Origin of the sequence: Bacillus sp. NP247 (assembly GCF_018966865.1) — a bacterium.
Lineage (GTDB): Bacteria > Bacillota > Bacilli > Bacillales > Bacillaceae_G > Bacillus_A.
In genome coordinates, this window is record NZ_CP076653.1 from 2631976 (window position 1) to 2650425 (window position 18450).

17 protein-coding genes and 4 tRNA genes are annotated in these 18450 nt (G+C 35.1%); 3 read left to right on the plus strand and 18 right to left on the minus strand.

Annotated elements, in window-relative coordinates; genetic code table 11:
- Positions 1 to 44: 44 nt before the first annotated feature.
- Together galE and KPL75_RS13830 are read right to left on the minus strand one after the other, a co-directional pair.
- Positions 45 to 1061 (minus strand): UDP-glucose 4-epimerase GalE, encoded by a 1017-nt coding sequence (gene galE, locus KPL75_RS13825; protein WP_219921036.1) that lies wholly within the window; start codon positions 1059 to 1061, stop codon positions 45 to 47.
- A gap of 184 nt (positions 1062 to 1245) precedes the next feature.
- Positions 1246 to 1893, minus strand: coding sequence for a PAQR family membrane homeostasis protein TrhA (locus KPL75_RS13830; RefSeq protein WP_219921037.1), 648 nt, complete (start codon positions 1891 to 1893; stop codon positions 1246 to 1248).
- Between the two features lie 164 nt (positions 1894 to 2057).
- Between KPL75_RS13830 and KPL75_RS13835 the strand changes: the two genes are divergently transcribed.
- Positions 2058 to 2618 (plus strand): DUF1836 domain-containing protein, encoded by a 561-nt coding sequence (locus KPL75_RS13835; RefSeq protein WP_219921038.1) that lies wholly within the window; start codon positions 2058 to 2060, stop codon positions 2616 to 2618.
- 42 nt (positions 2619 to 2660) lie between these two features.
- Here KPL75_RS13835 and KPL75_RS13840 read toward each other — a convergent pair whose 3' ends face one another.
- The gene (locus tag KPL75_RS13840) at positions 2661 to 4106 is read right to left on the minus strand and encodes a DEAD/DEAH box helicase (protein ID WP_219921039.1); all 1446 of its coding nucleotides are present in this window, start codon (positions 4104 to 4106) and stop codon (positions 2661 to 2663) included.
- A gap of 192 nt (positions 4107 to 4298) precedes the next feature.
- Positions 4299 to 5294, minus strand: a complete 996-nt coding sequence (locus KPL75_RS13845) for a lysozyme inhibitor LprI family protein (RefSeq protein WP_219921040.1) — start codon at positions 5292 to 5294, stop codon at positions 4299 to 4301.
- 272 nt (positions 5295 to 5566) lie between these two features.
- On the opposite strand from KPL75_RS13845, the gene guaC reads away from it, so the two are divergent.
- Positions 5567 to 6550, plus strand: coding sequence for a GMP reductase (gene guaC, locus KPL75_RS13850; protein WP_219921041.1), 984 nt, complete (start codon positions 5567 to 5569; stop codon positions 6548 to 6550).
- 138 nt (positions 6551 to 6688) lie between these two features.
- On the plus strand, positions 6689 to 8506 hold the full coding sequence (gene pepF / locus KPL75_RS13855) for an oligoendopeptidase F (RefSeq protein WP_219921042.1): 1818 nt from the start codon (positions 6689 to 6691) through the stop codon (positions 8504 to 8506).
- A 36-nt stretch (positions 8507 to 8542) separates the two neighbouring features.
- On the opposite strand, the gene KPL75_RS13860 is transcribed toward pepF, so the two are convergent.
- The 14 genes from KPL75_RS13860 to KPL75_RS13925 form a co-directional block, all read right to left on the minus strand.
- Positions 8543 to 9421: a radical SAM/SPASM domain-containing protein gene (locus KPL75_RS13860; RefSeq protein WP_219916757.1), complete on the minus strand. Its 879-nt coding sequence runs from the start codon at positions 9419 to 9421 to the stop codon at positions 8543 to 8545.
- Positions 9422 to 9521: 100 nt separating this feature from the next.
- The gene (locus tag KPL75_RS13865; RefSeq protein ID WP_219916759.1) at positions 9522 to 10136 is read right to left on the minus strand and encodes a hypothetical protein; all 615 of its coding nucleotides are present in this window, start codon (positions 10134 to 10136) and stop codon (positions 9522 to 9524) included.
- A 75-nt stretch (positions 10137 to 10211) separates the two neighbouring features.
- The gene (gene rlmH, locus KPL75_RS13870) at positions 10212 to 10691 is read right to left on the minus strand and encodes a 23S rRNA (pseudouridine(1915)-N(3))-methyltransferase RlmH (protein ID WP_219916761.1); all 480 of its coding nucleotides are present in this window, start codon (positions 10689 to 10691) and stop codon (positions 10212 to 10214) included.
- Between the two features lie 59 nt (positions 10692 to 10750).
- Positions 10751 to 10936 (minus strand): CxxH/CxxC protein, encoded by a 186-nt coding sequence (locus tag KPL75_RS13875; protein WP_002035001.1) that lies wholly within the window; start codon positions 10934 to 10936, stop codon positions 10751 to 10753.
- A gap of 53 nt (positions 10937 to 10989) precedes the next feature.
- Entirely contained in the window at positions 10990 to 12177 is a 1188-nt protein-coding gene (locus KPL75_RS13880; RefSeq protein WP_219916762.1) for a S1C family serine protease, read from the minus strand.
- A 63-nt stretch (positions 12178 to 12240) separates the two neighbouring features.
- On the minus strand, positions 12241 to 13035 hold the full coding sequence (locus KPL75_RS13885; RefSeq protein WP_219916764.1) for an MBL fold metallo-hydrolase: 795 nt from the start codon (positions 13033 to 13035) through the stop codon (positions 12241 to 12243).
- The gene (locus KPL75_RS13890) at positions 13019 to 13855 is read right to left on the minus strand and encodes a two-component system regulatory protein YycI (protein ID WP_219916766.1); all 837 of its coding nucleotides are present in this window, start codon (positions 13853 to 13855) and stop codon (positions 13019 to 13021) included. The genes KPL75_RS13885 and KPL75_RS13890 overlap by 17 nt, the downstream gene beginning before the upstream one ends.
- On the minus strand, positions 13836 to 15173 hold the full coding sequence (locus KPL75_RS13895) for a YycH family regulatory protein (RefSeq protein ID WP_219916768.1): 1338 nt from the start codon (positions 15171 to 15173) through the stop codon (positions 13836 to 13838). Before KPL75_RS13895 ends, KPL75_RS13890 begins: the two co-directional genes overlap by 20 nt.
- Positions 15170 to 17005 (minus strand): cell wall metabolism sensor histidine kinase WalK, encoded by a 1836-nt coding sequence (gene walK, locus KPL75_RS13900; RefSeq protein ID WP_002166370.1) that lies wholly within the window; start codon positions 17003 to 17005, stop codon positions 15170 to 15172. The genes KPL75_RS13895 and walK overlap by 4 nt, the downstream gene beginning before the upstream one ends.
- Positions 17006 to 17008: 3 nt before the next feature.
- Complete coding sequence (gene walR / locus KPL75_RS13905) at positions 17009 to 17716, minus strand: cell wall metabolism DNA-binding response regulator WalR (RefSeq protein WP_000971867.1); 708 nt, start codon at positions 17714 to 17716, stop codon at positions 17009 to 17011.
- 282 nt (positions 17717 to 17998) lie between these two features.
- A tRNA-Phe gene (locus tag KPL75_RS13910) sits at positions 17999 to 18071 on the minus strand.
- A gap of 41 nt (positions 18072 to 18112) precedes the next feature.
- A tRNA-Asp gene (locus tag KPL75_RS13915) sits at positions 18113 to 18188 on the minus strand.
- A 21-nt stretch (positions 18189 to 18209) separates the two neighbouring features.
- Positions 18210 to 18281 (minus strand) — tRNA-Glu (locus KPL75_RS13920).
- A gap of 13 nt (positions 18282 to 18294) precedes the next feature.
- Positions 18295 to 18370, minus strand: a tRNA-Lys gene (locus tag KPL75_RS13925).
- Positions 18371 to 18450 lie beyond the last annotated feature (80 nt).

Here is an 18450-nt window from a genome sequence, read left to right on the forward strand (position 1 = left end):
ATGACCTTTTGCTCCTGCAAAAAGGTCATTTTTTTATCTACATATTAAACTTCTAGATAGCCATTTTTGTTATTTGATTGCCATCTCCAAGAGTCTGCACACATCTCTTCTAATCCGCGTATTGCTTCCCATCCTAATTCGCGCTTTGCTTTCGATGCATCTGCAAAACATACTGCAACATCACCAAGGCGACGTTCCGTAATTTTATATGGAACTTCCTTGCCTGAAACTTTTTCAAATGCTTCAACCATTTCTAATACACTATAACCAGTACCTGTACCGAGATTGTATGCATCTATCCCAGTAGTGCCAAGTACCTTTTCAAGCGCCTTTACATGTCCATTTGCTAAGTCTACAACATGAATATAATCACGGATACCCGTGCCATCTTTTGTTGGATAGTCATTTCCAAATACACTTAATTCCTTTAACTTCCCTACCGCTACTTGTGTTACATATGGCATTAAGTTATTTGGAATTCCATTTGGATCTTCTCCAATACGCCCACTTTCATGTGCACCAAATGGGTTGAAGTAACGAAGTAATGCGATACTCCATCCTGCATCCGCAAATGCTACATCACGCATAATTTGTTCAATCATTAATTTTGTTTGACCATATGGATTTGTTGCACTTAATGGAAACTCCTCCGTAATTGGTGATGTTTCTGGGATACCATACACTGTTGCAGATGAACTGAAGATCATCTTCTTCACATTATGCTTCTGCATCACTTCACATAGCACTAATGTGCTTGTAATGTTGTTATGATAATACGTTAACGGAATTGCTACTGATTCCCCTACAGCCTTAAAGCCTGCAAAGTGAATAACAGCTTCAATTGTATTTTCTTCAAAAATCGTATCAAGTGCTTCTCGATTTAAAATATCTTCTTTATAAAATTTAAACTGTTTTCCTGTTATCTCTGTCACTCGATTTATAGACTCTACTGAGCTATTCGAAAGATTATCTACTACTATAATTTCGTAACCGTTTTTTAGTAATTCTACGCATGTATGACTACCAATATATCCTGCTCCACCTGTTACAAGTATTGCCATAATTATAGTCCTCCATATTTCATTCATTATAAACTTCTCAAAGTATATCATATATTTCTTATCATATGTTTATTATGCGAACACAGAAACTTACATTTTATACCATAATTATTTTGTACAATACACGATTCCAATCAGGTAATAAAAAAACGCCACATAACAGATATCGCGTGGCGTTTTTTGATCAAATTACGTAACAATATACACTTAGAAAATGCGCAAGACTACCTAACAATACAAAAACATGAAAAATTTCATGATGTCCCATATATTTAAACTCCAACCATTTTGGCTTCGCACCGTAAATAAACCCACCAATTGTATAAAAAATGCCTCCAAGTACTAAGAAAATAATACCTCCTGTACTTAAATTCTCAGCTAGCGGTGCCAAGAATAGAACAATTAACCAACCCATCAGAAGATAAATTGCTGTCGATAACCATCTTGGACAATTAAACCAAAACATTTTAAAAACAATACCACAAATTGCAGTTGCATAAACTAAACAAAATAGTAGTAAACCATTTGCCGAATTTAATGTAATTAAGCAAAAGGGTGCATATGTACCTGCAATTAATATAAAAATCATAGAATGATCTAGTTTCCTAAAGAAATAAATAACACGTTCACTGGCTATAACGCTATGATACACAGCTGACGCCATATAAAGGACCATCATCCCGATACCAAATAAAATAACAGCTGTAATTGCAGCAACAGATGGCATCTTAACAGAAACTTTCACAATCATAGCTAATAATGCAATAAATGATAATACAGCTCCTCCTAAGTGAGTAAATGCATTAACCGGTTCTCTTACATAAGTATTCATATAAACACCCCTCATATAATTACATGTAGTTTTAATAACTACTTGTAATTATATATATATTATCCACACGGGTCAACATTTACATTTCATTTGTTTCGTAATACCATATTTAAAGATATACTAAACATTAAGTTCCACTAAGTTATAAAAGTGAGGGGTTCTACGTGGAAAATATAAATAAATTACTTGAATCATTACATTTAGAAAAAAATATTAAACTTGAGGATATCCCAAATGTCGACTTATATGTAGACCAAGTTGTCCAACTATTTGAGAATACTTATGCGGATACAACGAGAACTGATGATGAAAAAGTATTAACAAAAACAATGATTAACAATTACGCAAAAGGGAAACTATTCATCCCTATCAAAAATAAAAAGTATTCAAAAGAACATATGATTTTAATCAGCTTAATTTATCAATTAAAAGGAGCACTTTCCATTAATGATATAAAAAGCTCCTTAGAAAATATAAATGCACCGTTGATAAACGATGATACATTCGAATTAAATACTCTATATAAAGATTATCTTTCTCTTACTGAAACCAATGTTGAAAGCTTTAAACAAGACGTAAATAACCGTGTTACGGAAGTAAACGAGGTTTCTTCCTTAGAAGATCCAACACTAGAAAAGTTTTTATTACTAACATCCTTCGTGACTATGAGTAATATGTATAGACGTTTAGCAGAAAAACTAGTCGATGATCTCAAAGAATCTTAAACAAAAAACTATCCACCTGTTTGAAGTGGATAGTTTTTTTGTTTACTTAATTGCTTCATGAACCTTTAATTGTTTCCCTTTAATCGTTGTGTTTTTCATGATTTTTAAAACAAGTGGTCCTTTTCCATTTAATATTTCAACGTAAGAAACATTGTCTTGTATTGTAATAATGCCTATATCTTCTGCTGTCACACCTTTAATTTTAGCAATTGTACCGACGAAATCTACCGCCCTAATTTTCTTTTTCTTCCCGCCATTAAAGTACAATTTCATAATTCCTTTGTTTAGGTCTGCATTTTTATCTTTCTTTATAATCGGTTTAGCATGTATCTTTTCCTCAAATACTGCTTTTCCTTTCATAACTTCTTCTTTTGAAGGTGCAAGTGCCTTTGGAATTTCAAAGCCGATGTACTCCTCAATCTCTTCTAAAAATCTATTTTCATACGGCGTTATAAATGTAATAGCTTTTCCTTTATTACCAGCTCGTCCTGTTCTTCCCGTACGATGTACATAACTTTCTTTTTCTAATGGAATATCATAGTTAATAACATGTGTAATATTATCAATATCAATTCCTCTAGCTGCTACGTCTGTCGCTACTAAATAACGGAACTTCCCTTTTCTAAAATCGTCCATAACTTCAAAACGATCTTCTTGTACCATACCACCATGTATTTTGTCACAAGGATAGTTAACGCGATCTAACTGTTTAAATACGTGATCTACATTTTCTTGTGTACGGCAAAAAATAATACAACTATCTGGATTCTCAATCGTTGTTACATCTTTAAGAAGTGAAAGCTTCTCCTCTTCTCTCGTCTCAAAAAGTGTATGTTCAATTTTATCTGTCGTAATCCCAGCAGCCTTAATTTCAATATGCGTTGGCGAATCCATATACTTACGAGATAACTTTTCAACATCTTCTGGAAGTGTTGCTGAAAATAACATTGTCATTCGTTTTATAGGTAACTCGTCAATAATTGCCTCTACTTGATCGATAAAGCCCATATTCAGCATTTCGTCTGCTTCATCAATAACTAAATACTTCAAATACGCTAAAGAAAGAGTACCTTTTTCAATATGATCTAACACACGGCCAGGAGTCCCAACTACAATATGTGTTTTTTGCTTTAACTCTAATTTTTGACGTGCAAATGGAGATTTACCATAAACTGCAGCAGCCTTAATTCTTTTGAAGCGTCCTATATTCGTAATATCTTCTTTTACTTGTACCGCAAGCTCTCTCGTCGGCGTTAAAACTAAAGCTTGTGGCTTATTCTCTTCCCACTCCACCATTTCACAAAGTGGTATGCCAAATGAAGCGGTTTTTCCACTTCCAGTCTGTGATTTCACGACAAGGTCTTTCTTTTGCAAAGCAACTGGAATAACCTCTCCTTGCACTTCCGTTGGATGTTCATATCCTAAACCAGTAAGTGCTCTTACAATTTCTTTACTTAATGCATAATCAACAAAACTTTTTTTACTCATATATTAACCTCTTTTTATTCTGTATTATTTTCTTTTTTCGCTTTTCCTATCAATGAATCATCATATACGTTATTATCACCTTATTCATTATACTTGAAAGCTCACATAAAAAGGCGAATCATTCGTGATCCACCTTTTTATATAGAGATTTTCTATTTCAAAAAATTATTCCATTATAAAAATAAACCTCTATCACTTCATATACTGTTCAACTAACTGATAGCATCTCTCCCTCGTACTAGTTGCATTCGATGAAATAGTTGCTAAACCTGACAATGTCCCCTGTCCGGATTCATTCCAAGCTTCCTTCGCCTTTTGATCTCGATACGTAATCCATTCACGCTGTTTCTCTCTCAAAGTGTTCATTTCCTTTGTAGGAAGTTGCCTTTTTAAAACACCATAAATCTCATTTAATGCGTTATCCCATGCCTCGTATCTTTTGCTCTCACCCTCTTTCATTTCAGTTGTAATTCCTTTCTCATATAAGTAATCGAGTTTCTTCAAACTCTCCTCAATACTATTTAATTTAGTAATATACTCTACCTTCTGACCGGTAATAGCACTTTCTTTCTTAGGCTCTTCTACTTTCGGCTTCTCTTCATTTTTATTTTCTTCTTTTACTTTTTCTTCCTTAAGATTCTCATCTTTTCTTTTATCTACATCTATTGCCCTCGGCACAATCTGTGTAATTTGTTCATTCGCATTTTGATAATATACTTTAAACTGTTCTTTCCCTTTCGTTTCCCTAATAATTACGTTCAGTTGCTCTTTTACATCCACAAACTTCTGTTGGTTTTTCAACTCCTCTACTTTAGCAAGCATTTGCTTATATTTTTCTTCCTCATCTTTTTGATTAGCTAAAACTTCTCGTTTTTCTTTTGCTTGTTTGGCCAATATAACTGAACTAGCAGAATCATTTTCAATTTCTCTCAATAACGAAATTGCTCGGTCTATATTGCTTCCCTGTAATGCTTCAATCATTTTATTCGTTTGATCCATCTTCAGCCTTACTTCTCGGTCATCCTTATTTTCTTTTAATGCTAATTCAAAAGATGCGACTGCTCTATCGTATTCTTTATTTTCCAGTGCTAAATCTCCTTGCTTCTTCGCCTTATCAAATGCATCATTATTGCTGCATCCAGCAACAACCAACAAAGTTATTCCTATTGTCAGTATTAACTTTTTCATAGTATTTCCCCAGCCCCCCTCACCCAAAATAAAAAGCACACATACAATTTTATGCAATTATCGCAACTTTCCTTACTTTTTTATAAACGAACGTTATGCATATAAAAACTATTTAAATTCGTTTTTAACGTTATTTTTAAAAGATATTAGCTTCTTTCAAAAAAAACGTTAAGAAAATCTTTGACTTCTTCATAAAAATGATGTAAATTATCCTATGGACGAACATTTTTAATCAATAAAAATAAAATATTCGTATTTTAGGGGTGTAAATGATGGAAAACGTATTTGACTATGAAGATATTCAATTAATTCCTGCAAAATGTATTGTAAACAGCCGATCTGAATGTGATACAACTGTCACTTTAGGAAAACATAAATTTAAATTACCTGTCGTACCTGCAAATATGCAAACGATTATAGATGAAAGAATCGCAACTTATTTAGCTGAAAATAATTACTTCTATATCATGCATCGTTTCCAACCAGAGAAACGAATCTCATTCATTAGAGATATGCAATCACGTGGATTAATTGCTTCAATCAGCGTTGGTGTTAAAGAAGACGAATACGAATTCGTACAACAATTAGCTGCTGAGCAACTTTCACCTGAATACATTACAATCGATATCGCACACGGTCACTCTAATGCTGTAATCAACATGATTCAACATATTAAAGAACATTTACCAGAAAGCTTCGTTATCGCTGGAAACGTTGGAACTCCAGAAGCGGTAAGAGAATTAGAACACGCTGGTGCTGACGCAACAAAAGTTGGTATTGGACCTGGTAAAGTTTGTATTACTAAAATCAAAACAGGCTTTGGAACTGGTGGTTGGCAGTTAGCTGCACTTCGCTGGTGTGCAAAAGCTGCAAGTAAGCCAATTATCGCTGACGGTGGTATTCGTACACATGGCGACGTAGCTAAATCAATTCGATTTGGAGCAACTATGGTTATGGTCGGTTCTCTATTCGCTGGTCATGAAGAATCTCCAGGAGAAACAATCGAAAAAGATGGCAAGCTTTATAAAGAATACTTCGGTTCTGCTTCTGAATTCCAAAAAGGTGAGAAGAAAAACGTTGAAGGTAAGAAAATGTTCGTTGAGCATAAAGGTTCTTTAGAAGACACTTTAGTCGAAATGGAACAAGATCTTCAATCTTCTATCTCTTACGCTGGCGGAACAAAATTAGACGCTATTCGTACTGTAGATTATGTTGTCGTAAAAAACTCTATTTTCAACGGTGACAAAGTATATTAATTTTCCAATTCAACTCGAAGGACAAGCATTTTATATGCTTGTCCTTCTTTTTCATGTATAAAAATGTAAAATATTTTTATTTTACTGAATTTTCTAGTATCATGTTTTTAGATACTTATAATAAGGGGGATATAACAAATGAAAGATGTAATTGAGAAACGCCTTATTCGCGCAGAAGTCCCTACTGAATTAACATGGGACCTTTCTGATTTATACCCATCTGATAAAGAGTGGGAAATTGCATTACGTGTATTAAAAGACGATATAAAAAAACTTGATACATTTAAAGGACAATTACACACTAGCCCCACTACTTTATTAAATTGCCTGCTTTTAGAGGAAGAGCTTTTAATGCAATTAACAAAACTATATTCATATGCAAATTTAAAAGAATCTGCTGATCGAACAGATCCAGTTATTCAAGCGAACTCTTCAAAAATTTCTGCTTTATGGACAACTGTACATACTGCACTATCCTTTATCCATAATGAAATCCTCTCACTCGAAGAGGGAACAATTGAAAAATATTTAATTGAAGAAACAAAACTTGAACCTTTCCGTAAATCGTTACTAGAAATACTACAAAAAAGGCAGCACACTCTCTCACCTGAAACAGAAGAAGCTCTTGCTGCACTCGGCGAAGTTCATAGTTCTCCCTACAAAATTTACGGTATGACTAAATTAGCCGATATGGATTTTCCTTCTATACAAGATGAACAAGGAAATGATTTACCTGTGTCGTTTGCGTTATTTGAAAGTAAATATGAATTCTCTCCAAGCACATACATACGCAGAAAATCATATTCATCATTTGTTTCTACATTAAAACGATATAAAAATACAGTTGCAACAACATATGCTACTGAAGTAAAAAAACAAGTGACGCTTTCTCGTTTACGCAAGTACGAGTCCGTTACTCATATGCTTCTAGAACCTCAAAACGTTCCACTTGAAATGTATAACAACCAACTAGATATTATTTATAACGAATTAGCGCCTCATATGCGCCGTTTTGCAGATTTAAAAAAGAAAGTATTAGGTCTCGATCAAATGCTCTTCTGCGATTTACATGCACCGTTGGATCCTGAATTTAATCCAACAATCACTTACGAAGAAGCTGGTAAACTCATTCAAGATTCTTTAAAAGTATTAGGAAATGAATATAGTTCCATTATCGAAAAGGGCTTCAAAGAAAGATGGGTAGACCTTGCAGATAACGTTGGAAAATCAACAGGTGCCTTCTGCTCTAGCCCATACGGTTCTCACCCTTATATTTTAATTACATGGCAGGGTACGATGCGCGGGTGTTTCACATTAGCTCATGAATTTGGACATGCTGGTCATTTTTATTTAGCCAATAAAAATCAGCGTATTATGAATGTGCGTCCATCTATGTACTTTGTTGAAGCTCCATCAACGATGAATGAATTACTATTAACTCAGCATTTACTTAAGACAACGGAGGATAAGAGAATGCGCAGATGGGTTATTCTGCAACTACTCGGCACATATTACCACAACTTCGTTACCCATCTACTTGAGGGAGAATACCAAAGAAGAGTATATACCCTAGCAGAAGAAGGGCAAGCACTCACAGCTACAACTTTAACTGAAATAAAAACGAAGGTCCTTTCGACATTCTGGGGAGATTCTGTAGAAATTGATGAAGGCGCCGGTTTAACATGGATGCGTCAACCTCACTATTATATGGGCTTATATTCTTACACATATTCTGCGGGCTTAACTGCATCTACTACTGTAGCTCAAATGATTAAAGAAGAGGGACAACCTGCTGTTGATCGCTGGCTTGATGTACTCCGTGCAGGCGGTACAATGAAACCACTTGAATTAATGAAACACGCTGGAGTAGACATGTCAAAACCAGATGCAATCCGTAAAGCCGTTTCTTACGTCGGTTCCTTAATTGATGAACTAGAGCACTCTTATCAAGAATAAAAATAAGCCCTCGTTTTATGAGGGCTTATTCTATATTTACTTTCCAAATCTTTTGCGGTATCCGCACTTTCTGCACAGTTCTTCTACTGCAACTCTTTTTGAAAATCCATCTACAATATTGTTCGCTCTTTCGCCTTCAATAATATTAGAGAATGAATCATTATTAATATTTCCAAGATTAATAATTCCCTCACCATCTAGACAACAAGGAATAACCGTTCCGTTCGCTAAAATACCTGCCTGATTTCGAAGACCATGACAGAATCCTTTTCCATCATCCTCTTCTTCATGCAATGCCGGCCACTGGAATTCATAGTCTTGATTAATAAAGACACGTTCCGCAATTTTTATACCTTTTCCTGGTGTAAGCTTCTCTTCGATTTGATAAGATAGACCAAACTCATTTTCAATGATGGATAATAAATCTCTATTTTTCTGGATTTCAGCATTTGTTTTATTATCCTGAGTTAAATTCCATAACCGTAGTGAAACAATTAAATCCGATTGACTTGTCGCCTCTCTAATGAAGGAAAGTATACTCCTTACATAACCTTCTTTATCTTGCGAACCTGGATGCCCATCAAAACTGTGCAGTGAAAAATTCATTTGTCTTAAAGCAGGCTTATTTAACAATCTATGCCTTCTCTTATTAATTAACGTTCCGTTCGTTGTAATATTAACTTTAAACCCTTTTTCATGGCTTAAATCTAACAGTTGATCTATTTTCGGATGGAGCAGCGGCTCACCCTTCACGTGCAAATAAATGTAGTCTGTGTGAGGTTTAATTTGGTCTAATCTTTTAGCAAAATCCTCCACAGAAATGAATTGCTTCTGCCTTTCCGTCGGCGGACAAAAGCTGCACGCAAGATTACATACACTTGTAATCTCCAAGTAAAACTTCTTAAACTTCTTCACCTTTAATTCCTCACTTCTCTGACTACTTATACTTTTTCCTCTTCATATTACAGCATATTTTTTTAGAAATAGAAACATACTTATTTTAGGAAATAGGAGTTTACTGTATAAAATACTTCTTCAATCTCTTTTCAATTTCTGGAAGTTGCATATAACTATCATGTTTCCTATCTTTAATCTCCTGAATACCTCTCTCAAGGATTTCCTTTGCTTTATCTTCTTGCCCTGACATCATATAAAAATCACATACTCTTTCATAAAAAATAATTGGACTCCTTGTTGCATACTCCGCCGCAGTATTCCAATCATCAATTTGCGAATAATAGGTAATCCCAATATTCATTATATTATGCATGAATTCACTAAATTCCACTTTATCACATTCCAAATTCTTCAACTTAAAATGCTGAATATTCCTTGTCCATCCTGGAATATTCCACTCTGCATCTCCGACTATTGAATTATTTACTAGCTTATCTCCCCATTGTTCTTTATACCATTTAGAATACTTTTTTGACGTAACACCCCACATGGTCCAAAACTCACAATGATTTTCAGAGTTCCATTTACTGAGCGAAAAGCTAAAGGTTAATTCAAAATCACCTTGTTTACGAGAAAACTTAGGTACACTCTTTGCATAACGGAAGCCCAACCTTTGTAGTTCATCGACTAAAAAATTTTCTATATATAAACTTAGTAGTTGTTTTGGCTTCATACAGTTCTCCTATTACATATTATGAAATATAGAAAACGGCCACATCTGTAGCCGTTTTAATGTACTAGTATACAACTATTTATGATACGGTTCACCGCGATTAATACGAAACGCTCTATATACTTGCTCAAGCAATACTAGACGCATTAATTGATGTGGTAATGTCATCTTCGAAAAAGAAAGAGATTCGTTTGAACGCTTCATTACTTCTGAGCTAAGTCCAAGTGATCCACCAATTACAAACGTTACTTTACTCTTTCCATATGTAGCAAGACGATCTAGACTTGCTGCAAATTCTTCTGATGATTTTTGTTTTCCTTCTATAGCTAACGCAATGACATGCGTATCGTCAGAAATTTTATCCAGTATACGGATACCTTCTTTTTCTTTTACAATTAACATTTCTGCTGCACTTAAATTTTCTGGCGCCTTTTCATCTGGCAATTCAATTACTTCTACTTTTGCGTAAGAAGATAATCGTTTTAAATATTCTGCTATACCTTGTTTTAAGTACTTTTCTTTTAATTTCCCAATTGAAATAATCGAGATATTCACATTTATTCCCCACCTTACAAACACGTTATCCACAGGACTTATCCACATATCCACAAATATTACCCACATATTGTGTGAGAATCTGTGTTCGATACAACATATGTCGCCTCATTTTGACAAAATTCACATGTTTTTTTCTCTTCTTTAGAGTTATCCACATTGTTAATAACCGGTGCGACTTCACACTCATCCACAATGATATCTAATGCTAATTCAACATGTTCTAAACAACAAGGTAAATTCATATTCTTCACCTCACTTTTCTACAATAGAAAACAGGAGGTATGCCCTCCTGTTTTTAATACTTTTGAATGCCTAATTTCACCGTTGTTTTCGCTCGTTTTGTACCACGATAAAACGTAAGAGTCATTTTATCATTAATTTTTTTATTATATAAGGCCGTGCGGAACCCAATAATATCTTGCACCGCTTTTCCATCTACCGCCACAATAACATCATGTTCTCTAAGACCCGCATCCGTACCTGGTGAAGGACTTTTCACATCTAAAATGCAGACTCCTTCTGTTACGTTACCTGGTAAGTGTAACGTTTTTGACCAATAATAATTCGGAATCTCATTTAACGATCTAAGCTCAATTCCAACATAAGGTCTTTTTACTTTACCGTATTTCTCAAGTTCATTCATAACAGGGACGGCTCTTGTAATTGGAATAGCTAGTCCAATTCCTTCTACTTCTTTTGCTGCAATTTTCATTGAGTTAATGCCAATTAATTGTCCTGCTGCATTAACAAGTGCACCACCACTATTACCTGGATTAATTGCCGCATCTGTTTGTAATACTTCTACTTGCCAATCGTAATGTCCATCTTGGTTTAAATCTACAGGGACAATACGCTCGTTAGCCGAAATAATACCTTGTGTGACAGTTCCAGAAAATTGTAGCCCAAGTGGATTCCCAATCGCAATAACTGGTTCTCCTCTACGAACGGTATTAGAGTCGCCAATTTCAATCACTTTCTTCACATGCTTCGCATCTATTTCTAGTACCGCTAAGTCTGTGACTATATCGGTTCCTAATACTTTACCTGGAATTTTCTTACCGTCACTTAAGCTCACTTCAATACGATTCGCCCCAGCAACAACGTGGTTATTCGTTACAATATACGCATGTCCATCTGTTTTCTTATAAATCACACCAGAGCCTGTACCAGCTTCCGAATCAGCCTCTGAAAAATCATCTCGTTGAATGTTAATAACACCAACAACAGCCTCTGAAGCACGATCAACAGCGTCTACAAAGCTAATCTGTTTAACAGGACCATTTCCACTTTGAGTTTCAGCCATATTTTTTTCACTTGCTTCAGCTTGTGGAAGCTTACCTGCATGATTTGAAAATAAAGGAGCTCCAAATGCAAATAATGAAGCCCCTACAATTGTTCCCGCTATGCTAGAAATGACAATACCTTTATGTTTATTTTTCCCTGCGCGTTTAATACGATATTTTTCTTCATCAATAAAGGACATATTTGTTCACCTATCTTCCTGAAAACAACTATATTCACCTTTATTGTTTACTAAAATGAAGAATTATACGTATTGAATTTTCGTAGGCATTTTTTGATCTGTATCATGTATTTCAAAGGATTCTCCAACCCCAAAACCTTTTTCTTCTAATACTTGTGATACAGACATACGCGCTAATTCTTTCATGTTATTATCTAAGCTTAAATGCGCTAAATAAATGTGTTTTGTCTCGTCTGTAATAACATCAGCCATCGCTAATGCAGCGTCCTCATTACAAACGTGACCAACGTCGCTTAAAATACGTCGCTTAATGCTCCATGGATAGCGTCCCATACGAAGCATTTCCACATCATGATTGCTTTCAAATACGAAAGCATTCGCTCCCTTAATAATACCTTTCATACGGTCACTTACGTAGCCCGTATCTGTAATAAGAGCTAACTTTCTATTATTGTTGTGAAAAGCGTAAAACATCGGCTCTGCCGCATCGTGAGAAACACCAAATGATTCAACTTCAATATCCCCAAATGTTTTCACGTCTCCTACTGAGAAAATGAATTTTTGATCAGTTGGGATATTACCTATTAAATGTTCCATTGCATTCCATGTTTTCTCGTTCGCATAAACAGGTAAATCATATTTACGCGCCAATACACCTAATCCTTTAATGTGGTCACTATGCTCATGTGTTACAAGAATACCTGATATGTCATTTATATTCAGTTCAGCTTGTTTAAATAAAGCCTCTGTAGCTTTACCACTTAAACCTGCATCGACGAGCAGTTTTTTTTCATCTGTTCCTACATATAGCATATTCCCTGTACTTCCACTTGCAAGTACACTAAAGTGCATACTCATTCTTTCTCACTCCATTATGTTCTTCCGGCACTTGAGTTTCCCCTAATTCCATAACTTGCCCTTCAATTGCATTCACAAAAAAATCCTTTTTCTGTTCTGTCTTTAAGTTCCATGTTGGAGCAAGCACTTGTATATTAGAAGAAGACTCCGCAAGAGTCGCATATCCAATCTGCGCCTCTTTCACGTGCGTATTTTCTGCAATTTTATTTTTCAAATATATATTTTCTAAAGCTGTTTGAGCAGTAATAATTTCTTGTTCTTTCGTCTTTTCGCTTTCGCCCATTTCCTTCAAATCCGTTAACATTGTTTGTGTATATGAAATAAGCTCATTTTTTTCATTTAAATCTACAACAATCATCGCACGATTATTGTAGAAGATTGGTTTATCTTTATACTTTTGAAAAAAGTAAATTTTTGAGTCCTTTATTGCTCCAAACTCATATTTTTGTCCATCCAGCACATAGTTTTTCAAAAACTCATTATACTTATCTTTTGACAATGATTTTGTATTTAAAAAAGGCTCTTTTAATTTACCCTCTATTTGATATTCGTCTTGCACATGCGCTGTCTGATTTTTTAAAGATTGCACATCTTCTTCTTTGAAACCCTTATTTTTCGCCATTATAAATGACTCTTTTTTCGGTTCTTTAGGAAAATTTCCCATAGTAATTTTTTCAGCTTTTAATTGTTGATCGATTTTCGTTTCCGTCACAAGTTCTAATTGATTACTATCTTGCTTTTGAATGAACTGAAAGATAAGAAAGAGGTCTAAAACAAAAAAGGTCACAATAAATATGGTTTTAATTCGATCCCAATCCATTTAGTCCCCCCTCACTCCACTCATATATTTGTTGCTTACCATCTTCTTCACATTTTACATACCATATCGGCTGTAAGACAGCGATTCTCACATCACTGATGGACGGTTCCAATGACATTTTATAACCAATACCAACATCCTGAATTGATTTTTTATCAATTTCCGGATTATTCTCTAGTGATGTCATCACTGTACGACCTGATGCAAGAGAAGTTGTTTGTTGTTTACTAGGCAAAGGAATACTGAACTCAAAAAAGGGTCTTTCATACTGCATAATTTCACCTGAACCCCATACTTGTTTTAATTCCGCTATTCCATTTGCACTAAATACAGGCAAACCATCCTCATATAAACGGAATGAAGTTTTCCTACCATTAATATAATCAAAACGATAGGACTTCAAGGATCCACTATGCCCACTTACAAAGTCAAAACTTTTTTGTAAAATTACCGCATTATCCGTAGATTTATCACCATGTACAGCGGAATTTTTATATTTCAACATTGCATCCGACTTATCAATTTCCATAGAACGGATGCCATCTGTAAATGTTTCCTTTGTTTTCTCAGAAATAGGACTTAAATAACGTGGATCACTAAATAAAGCATTTTTAAATGGATCCACTTCTAGTTTAGCTGTAATATACTCTGCCTTGCTTGATTCCGTAATCCCCTCTGGTAAAAAAAGTTTTTTTGTATCATTTATTTGATACTCAAAATATGGTCTTGCTACTGTTATAAGTTGATTTTGAGCATTTATAATATCCTTTATATAAGCACCACTCAATGTTGCTTGATATATTTTATGAGGAGTATCATAGGAAACAAAGCTAACTTTAATTTCTTGGTCCTTACTTCTAGAAGGATCAATTATAATACGATTAAAACTTCTGTTAATTTCTATGTTTTTATCTTTAATATTAAACATATTTTTAATCGTATCTAACGGGATATTTGTAGGAAAAACAAATTCAATTTTTTCTTCTCCGTGTACATAAGACAGAAAATCACCTTTAGGGACTGTCCCCGTGATTTCCTCGAAATTATGTAATTCTCCGTTTTCAAGAATTTTATAGATCGAATCCACATTTTCCTTCTTTTCGCTTACATAATGATTTTTCTCTTTATGAATAACGACAGAGGATGGGCGAACAACCTCAGAAATCTTTATCGGATTTATCTCTTCGTTACCTTGAACGAACTTTGTATTTTGCATAGAAGTAGAATCAGGAACATATGTCCACAAGTTAAAAGTAAGAAATAGACTAATGACAACCAAATTAATTAGAACTATCGTTTTAAAGTTTTCCATACTCATTCCCAATCGTCCTCTTCATCTGTCGCCATTGGCAATGTGAAATAAATAGTTGTCCCTTTTCCTTCCTCACTTTTCGCCCAAACCGAGCCGCCATGTGCCTCAATCATTTCTTTCGCAATAGCTAACCCAAGGCCTGTACCACCCATTTGTCTCGAACGCGCTTTATCTACACGATAAAAACGTTCAAATATTTTATCTACATTTTCTTTCGGAATTCCCATTCCTTGATCACTCACACTAATCTCTAATAACTCCCCGCGATCACGTAGGCGATATGTTACTGTACCACCTTCTGGCGAATATTTTAGTGCATTGGAAATAATGTTATATAAAACTTGTGTAATTTTGTCTGTATCCATATCAATAAATCGAGATTTTTTAGAGAAAGATCGTTTGAAGCTTACATTTTGCTCTTTAGACATTTCAAAACGATCGATAACGTTATTAAAGAAATCAGTAAAGTCGACCCATTCCTTCATTAAGCGATGTTCTGTACTATCTAGTTTAGATAGTTGTAACAATGCATTTACAAGCCTAATCATTCTTTCCGTTTCCTCTTGTGTAACCGTTAAAAATTGTGGTGCAATATTGGGATCTTGCCATGCTCCATCAGTAAGTGCTTCTAAGTAACTGCGCATTGTTGTTAACGGCGTTCTTAACTCATGAGATACGTTCGCAACAAACTCACGGCGCTCTTGTTCTATCCGCTCCTGCTCTGTTACATCATATAATACAGCAATTAAACCATTTGCCTTCCCTGTTTCTTTTTGAATAACAGAGAAACTAGCACGTAAAATATATGGTTCATTTCTCGTACTAAAATCTAATAAAACTGAATCAGGCTCTTCATATAAATGATCCAGTGTAAATTCTTCTTGTATTCCTAGCACTTCTAACACTGATTGATCTAGCGCCGTTTCACGCGAAACATTTAACATCTTTTCCGCAGGATCATTTAATAAAATGATATCCCCTTTTCGATCAGTAGCAATTACTCCATCTGTCATATGTGATAAAACGGATGATAATTTTCGTCTTTCACTTTCTGTGGAGGAACGAGCTTGTTGTAATTTTTTAGATAAATTGTTAAAAGATAATGCTAATTGTCCAATCTCATCGTGACTATGCACCTTTACTTTTCGCGAATAATTTCCTTTCGCCATTTCAATTGCTTGTCTTCGCATATCTGAAATTGGTCTCGTAATTGTTTGAGCCAATAAAATTCCAAGTACAGCTGTTACTAATAAAGCAATTACTGTCCCCGTTGCGAAAATTTGGTTGATGTCCTTCATTTGTTTATACACATCTTCCATAGATGCAACGATATGAATGACACCAAGTACCTCTCCGCCTGGCTCTTTTAGAATAGGGGTAATCATAACTTGAACTCGATGACCTGTATTTCCATCTTTCTCAATCTTTGACTCTGGTTTCTTTTGTACCATTACCCGTTGTACAGCTGTATCTGCTGACGTTCTTCCTACCTTATTTTGCTTAGACCCGTCTGAAATTGCCATTAATTTTTTAGTAGAATCAATCACACTTACTTCTTGAATATCTTTCTTACGATCTGATGCGAATTTTTGAATCGAATCATTAATAGCTTTATCTACTGATTCTGTTTTAGGACGTTCTTTTACAAACTCTTGCTTCAGGTTATAAGAAAGTAGATTTGTTTGCTGCGTTAAGGAATCTTGAAAGCCTTTTACAAGGCTTTTTTCTAATTCCCTGACGAAATATACACCAATTACTTGCATTGCTATTAATATTAACAGCATATATATGAGCACAAATTTTAAATGAATAGATTGAAAAAAGCCAACTTTCTTCATATACTATTCCTGTTCTGGGTCACGCAAGTAATACCCTACTCCACGTCTAGTTACAATTAAAGTAGGATGACTTGGATTATCTTCAATTTTTTCGCGTAAACGACGTACTGTTACGTCTACTGTACGTACATCTCCAAAATAATCATAACCCCAAACTGTTTGTAATAAATGTTCACGAGTCATAACTTGACCTAAATGCTTCGCTAAATAATGTAGTAATTCAAATTCACGATGTGTAAGCTCAATGCTTTCTTCACGCTTTGTTACACTATAAGCGTTCGAATTGATAACGATTGGTCCAATAACCATTTCGGTATTTTCTTCTTTCTCTGCAGCACCACCCTGTTGATGGCGACGTAAATTCGCTTTCACACGAGCAAGTAGCTCCCTCGTACTAAATGGTTTCGTTACATAATCATCTGCCCCAAGCTCAAGCCCCAATACTTTATCAATTTCAGAGTCTTTTGCTGTAAGCATAATAATTGGCATTTCTGAGCTTTTACGTATTTCACGACATACCTCTAAACCGTCTTTTCCCGGTAACATAATATCTAATAAAACCATATCTGGCTGTTCTTCATTTGCTTTTTCAATCGCCTCATCACCATCATGCGCCATTACAATTTCAAAACCTTCTTTTTCTAGGTTGAACTTCAAAATATCCGCAATCGGCTTTTCATCATCAACTACTAAAATTTTCTTTCCCATCATCGTCTATTTCCTCCTTATAAAAATATGATCAATAATCCTCAAACATATTGGTGTTTCTATAGTATGTTCCTATATGACAACAATCTTAGTCTAAGTATTTCTCCTCTATTCTCATAGACTCATGTATCATCCACTTTTACACGGAATCCTATACGATCTATAGAAAAACCTCTAGCTTCAACTGCTAGAGGCTCCTCATTCTATTGTAAAATAACTACCCACTTTTGTAAAACTGGACAAAATAAAAAGGATATTAAGTGGGCCCACTTAATATCCTGAGAGTGGCTCGGGACGGAATCGAACCGCCGACACGAGGATTTTCAGTCCTCTGCTCTACCGACTGAGCTACCGAGCCAAAACTATATATAAAACCACTAATGGTGGTATAAACAAAAGTGGCGGTCCCGACCGGGGTCGAACCGGCGATCTCCTGCGTGACAGGCAGGCATGTTAACCACTACACCACGGGACCAAAAATGAATATAAAAAAACATGACCCGTACGGGATTCGAACCCGTGTTACCGCCGTGAAAGGGCGGTGTCTTAACCACTTGACCAACGGGCCACGAAAAATAAAATGGTGAGCCATGAAGGATTCGAACCTTCGACCCTCTGATTAAAAGTCAGATGCTCTACCAACTGAGCTAATGGCTCATACTCACCAACGTCATATTTTCGTGACGACAAGACATATCATAACATGTTATCTTTTGTTTTTGCAATACCTTTTTTTA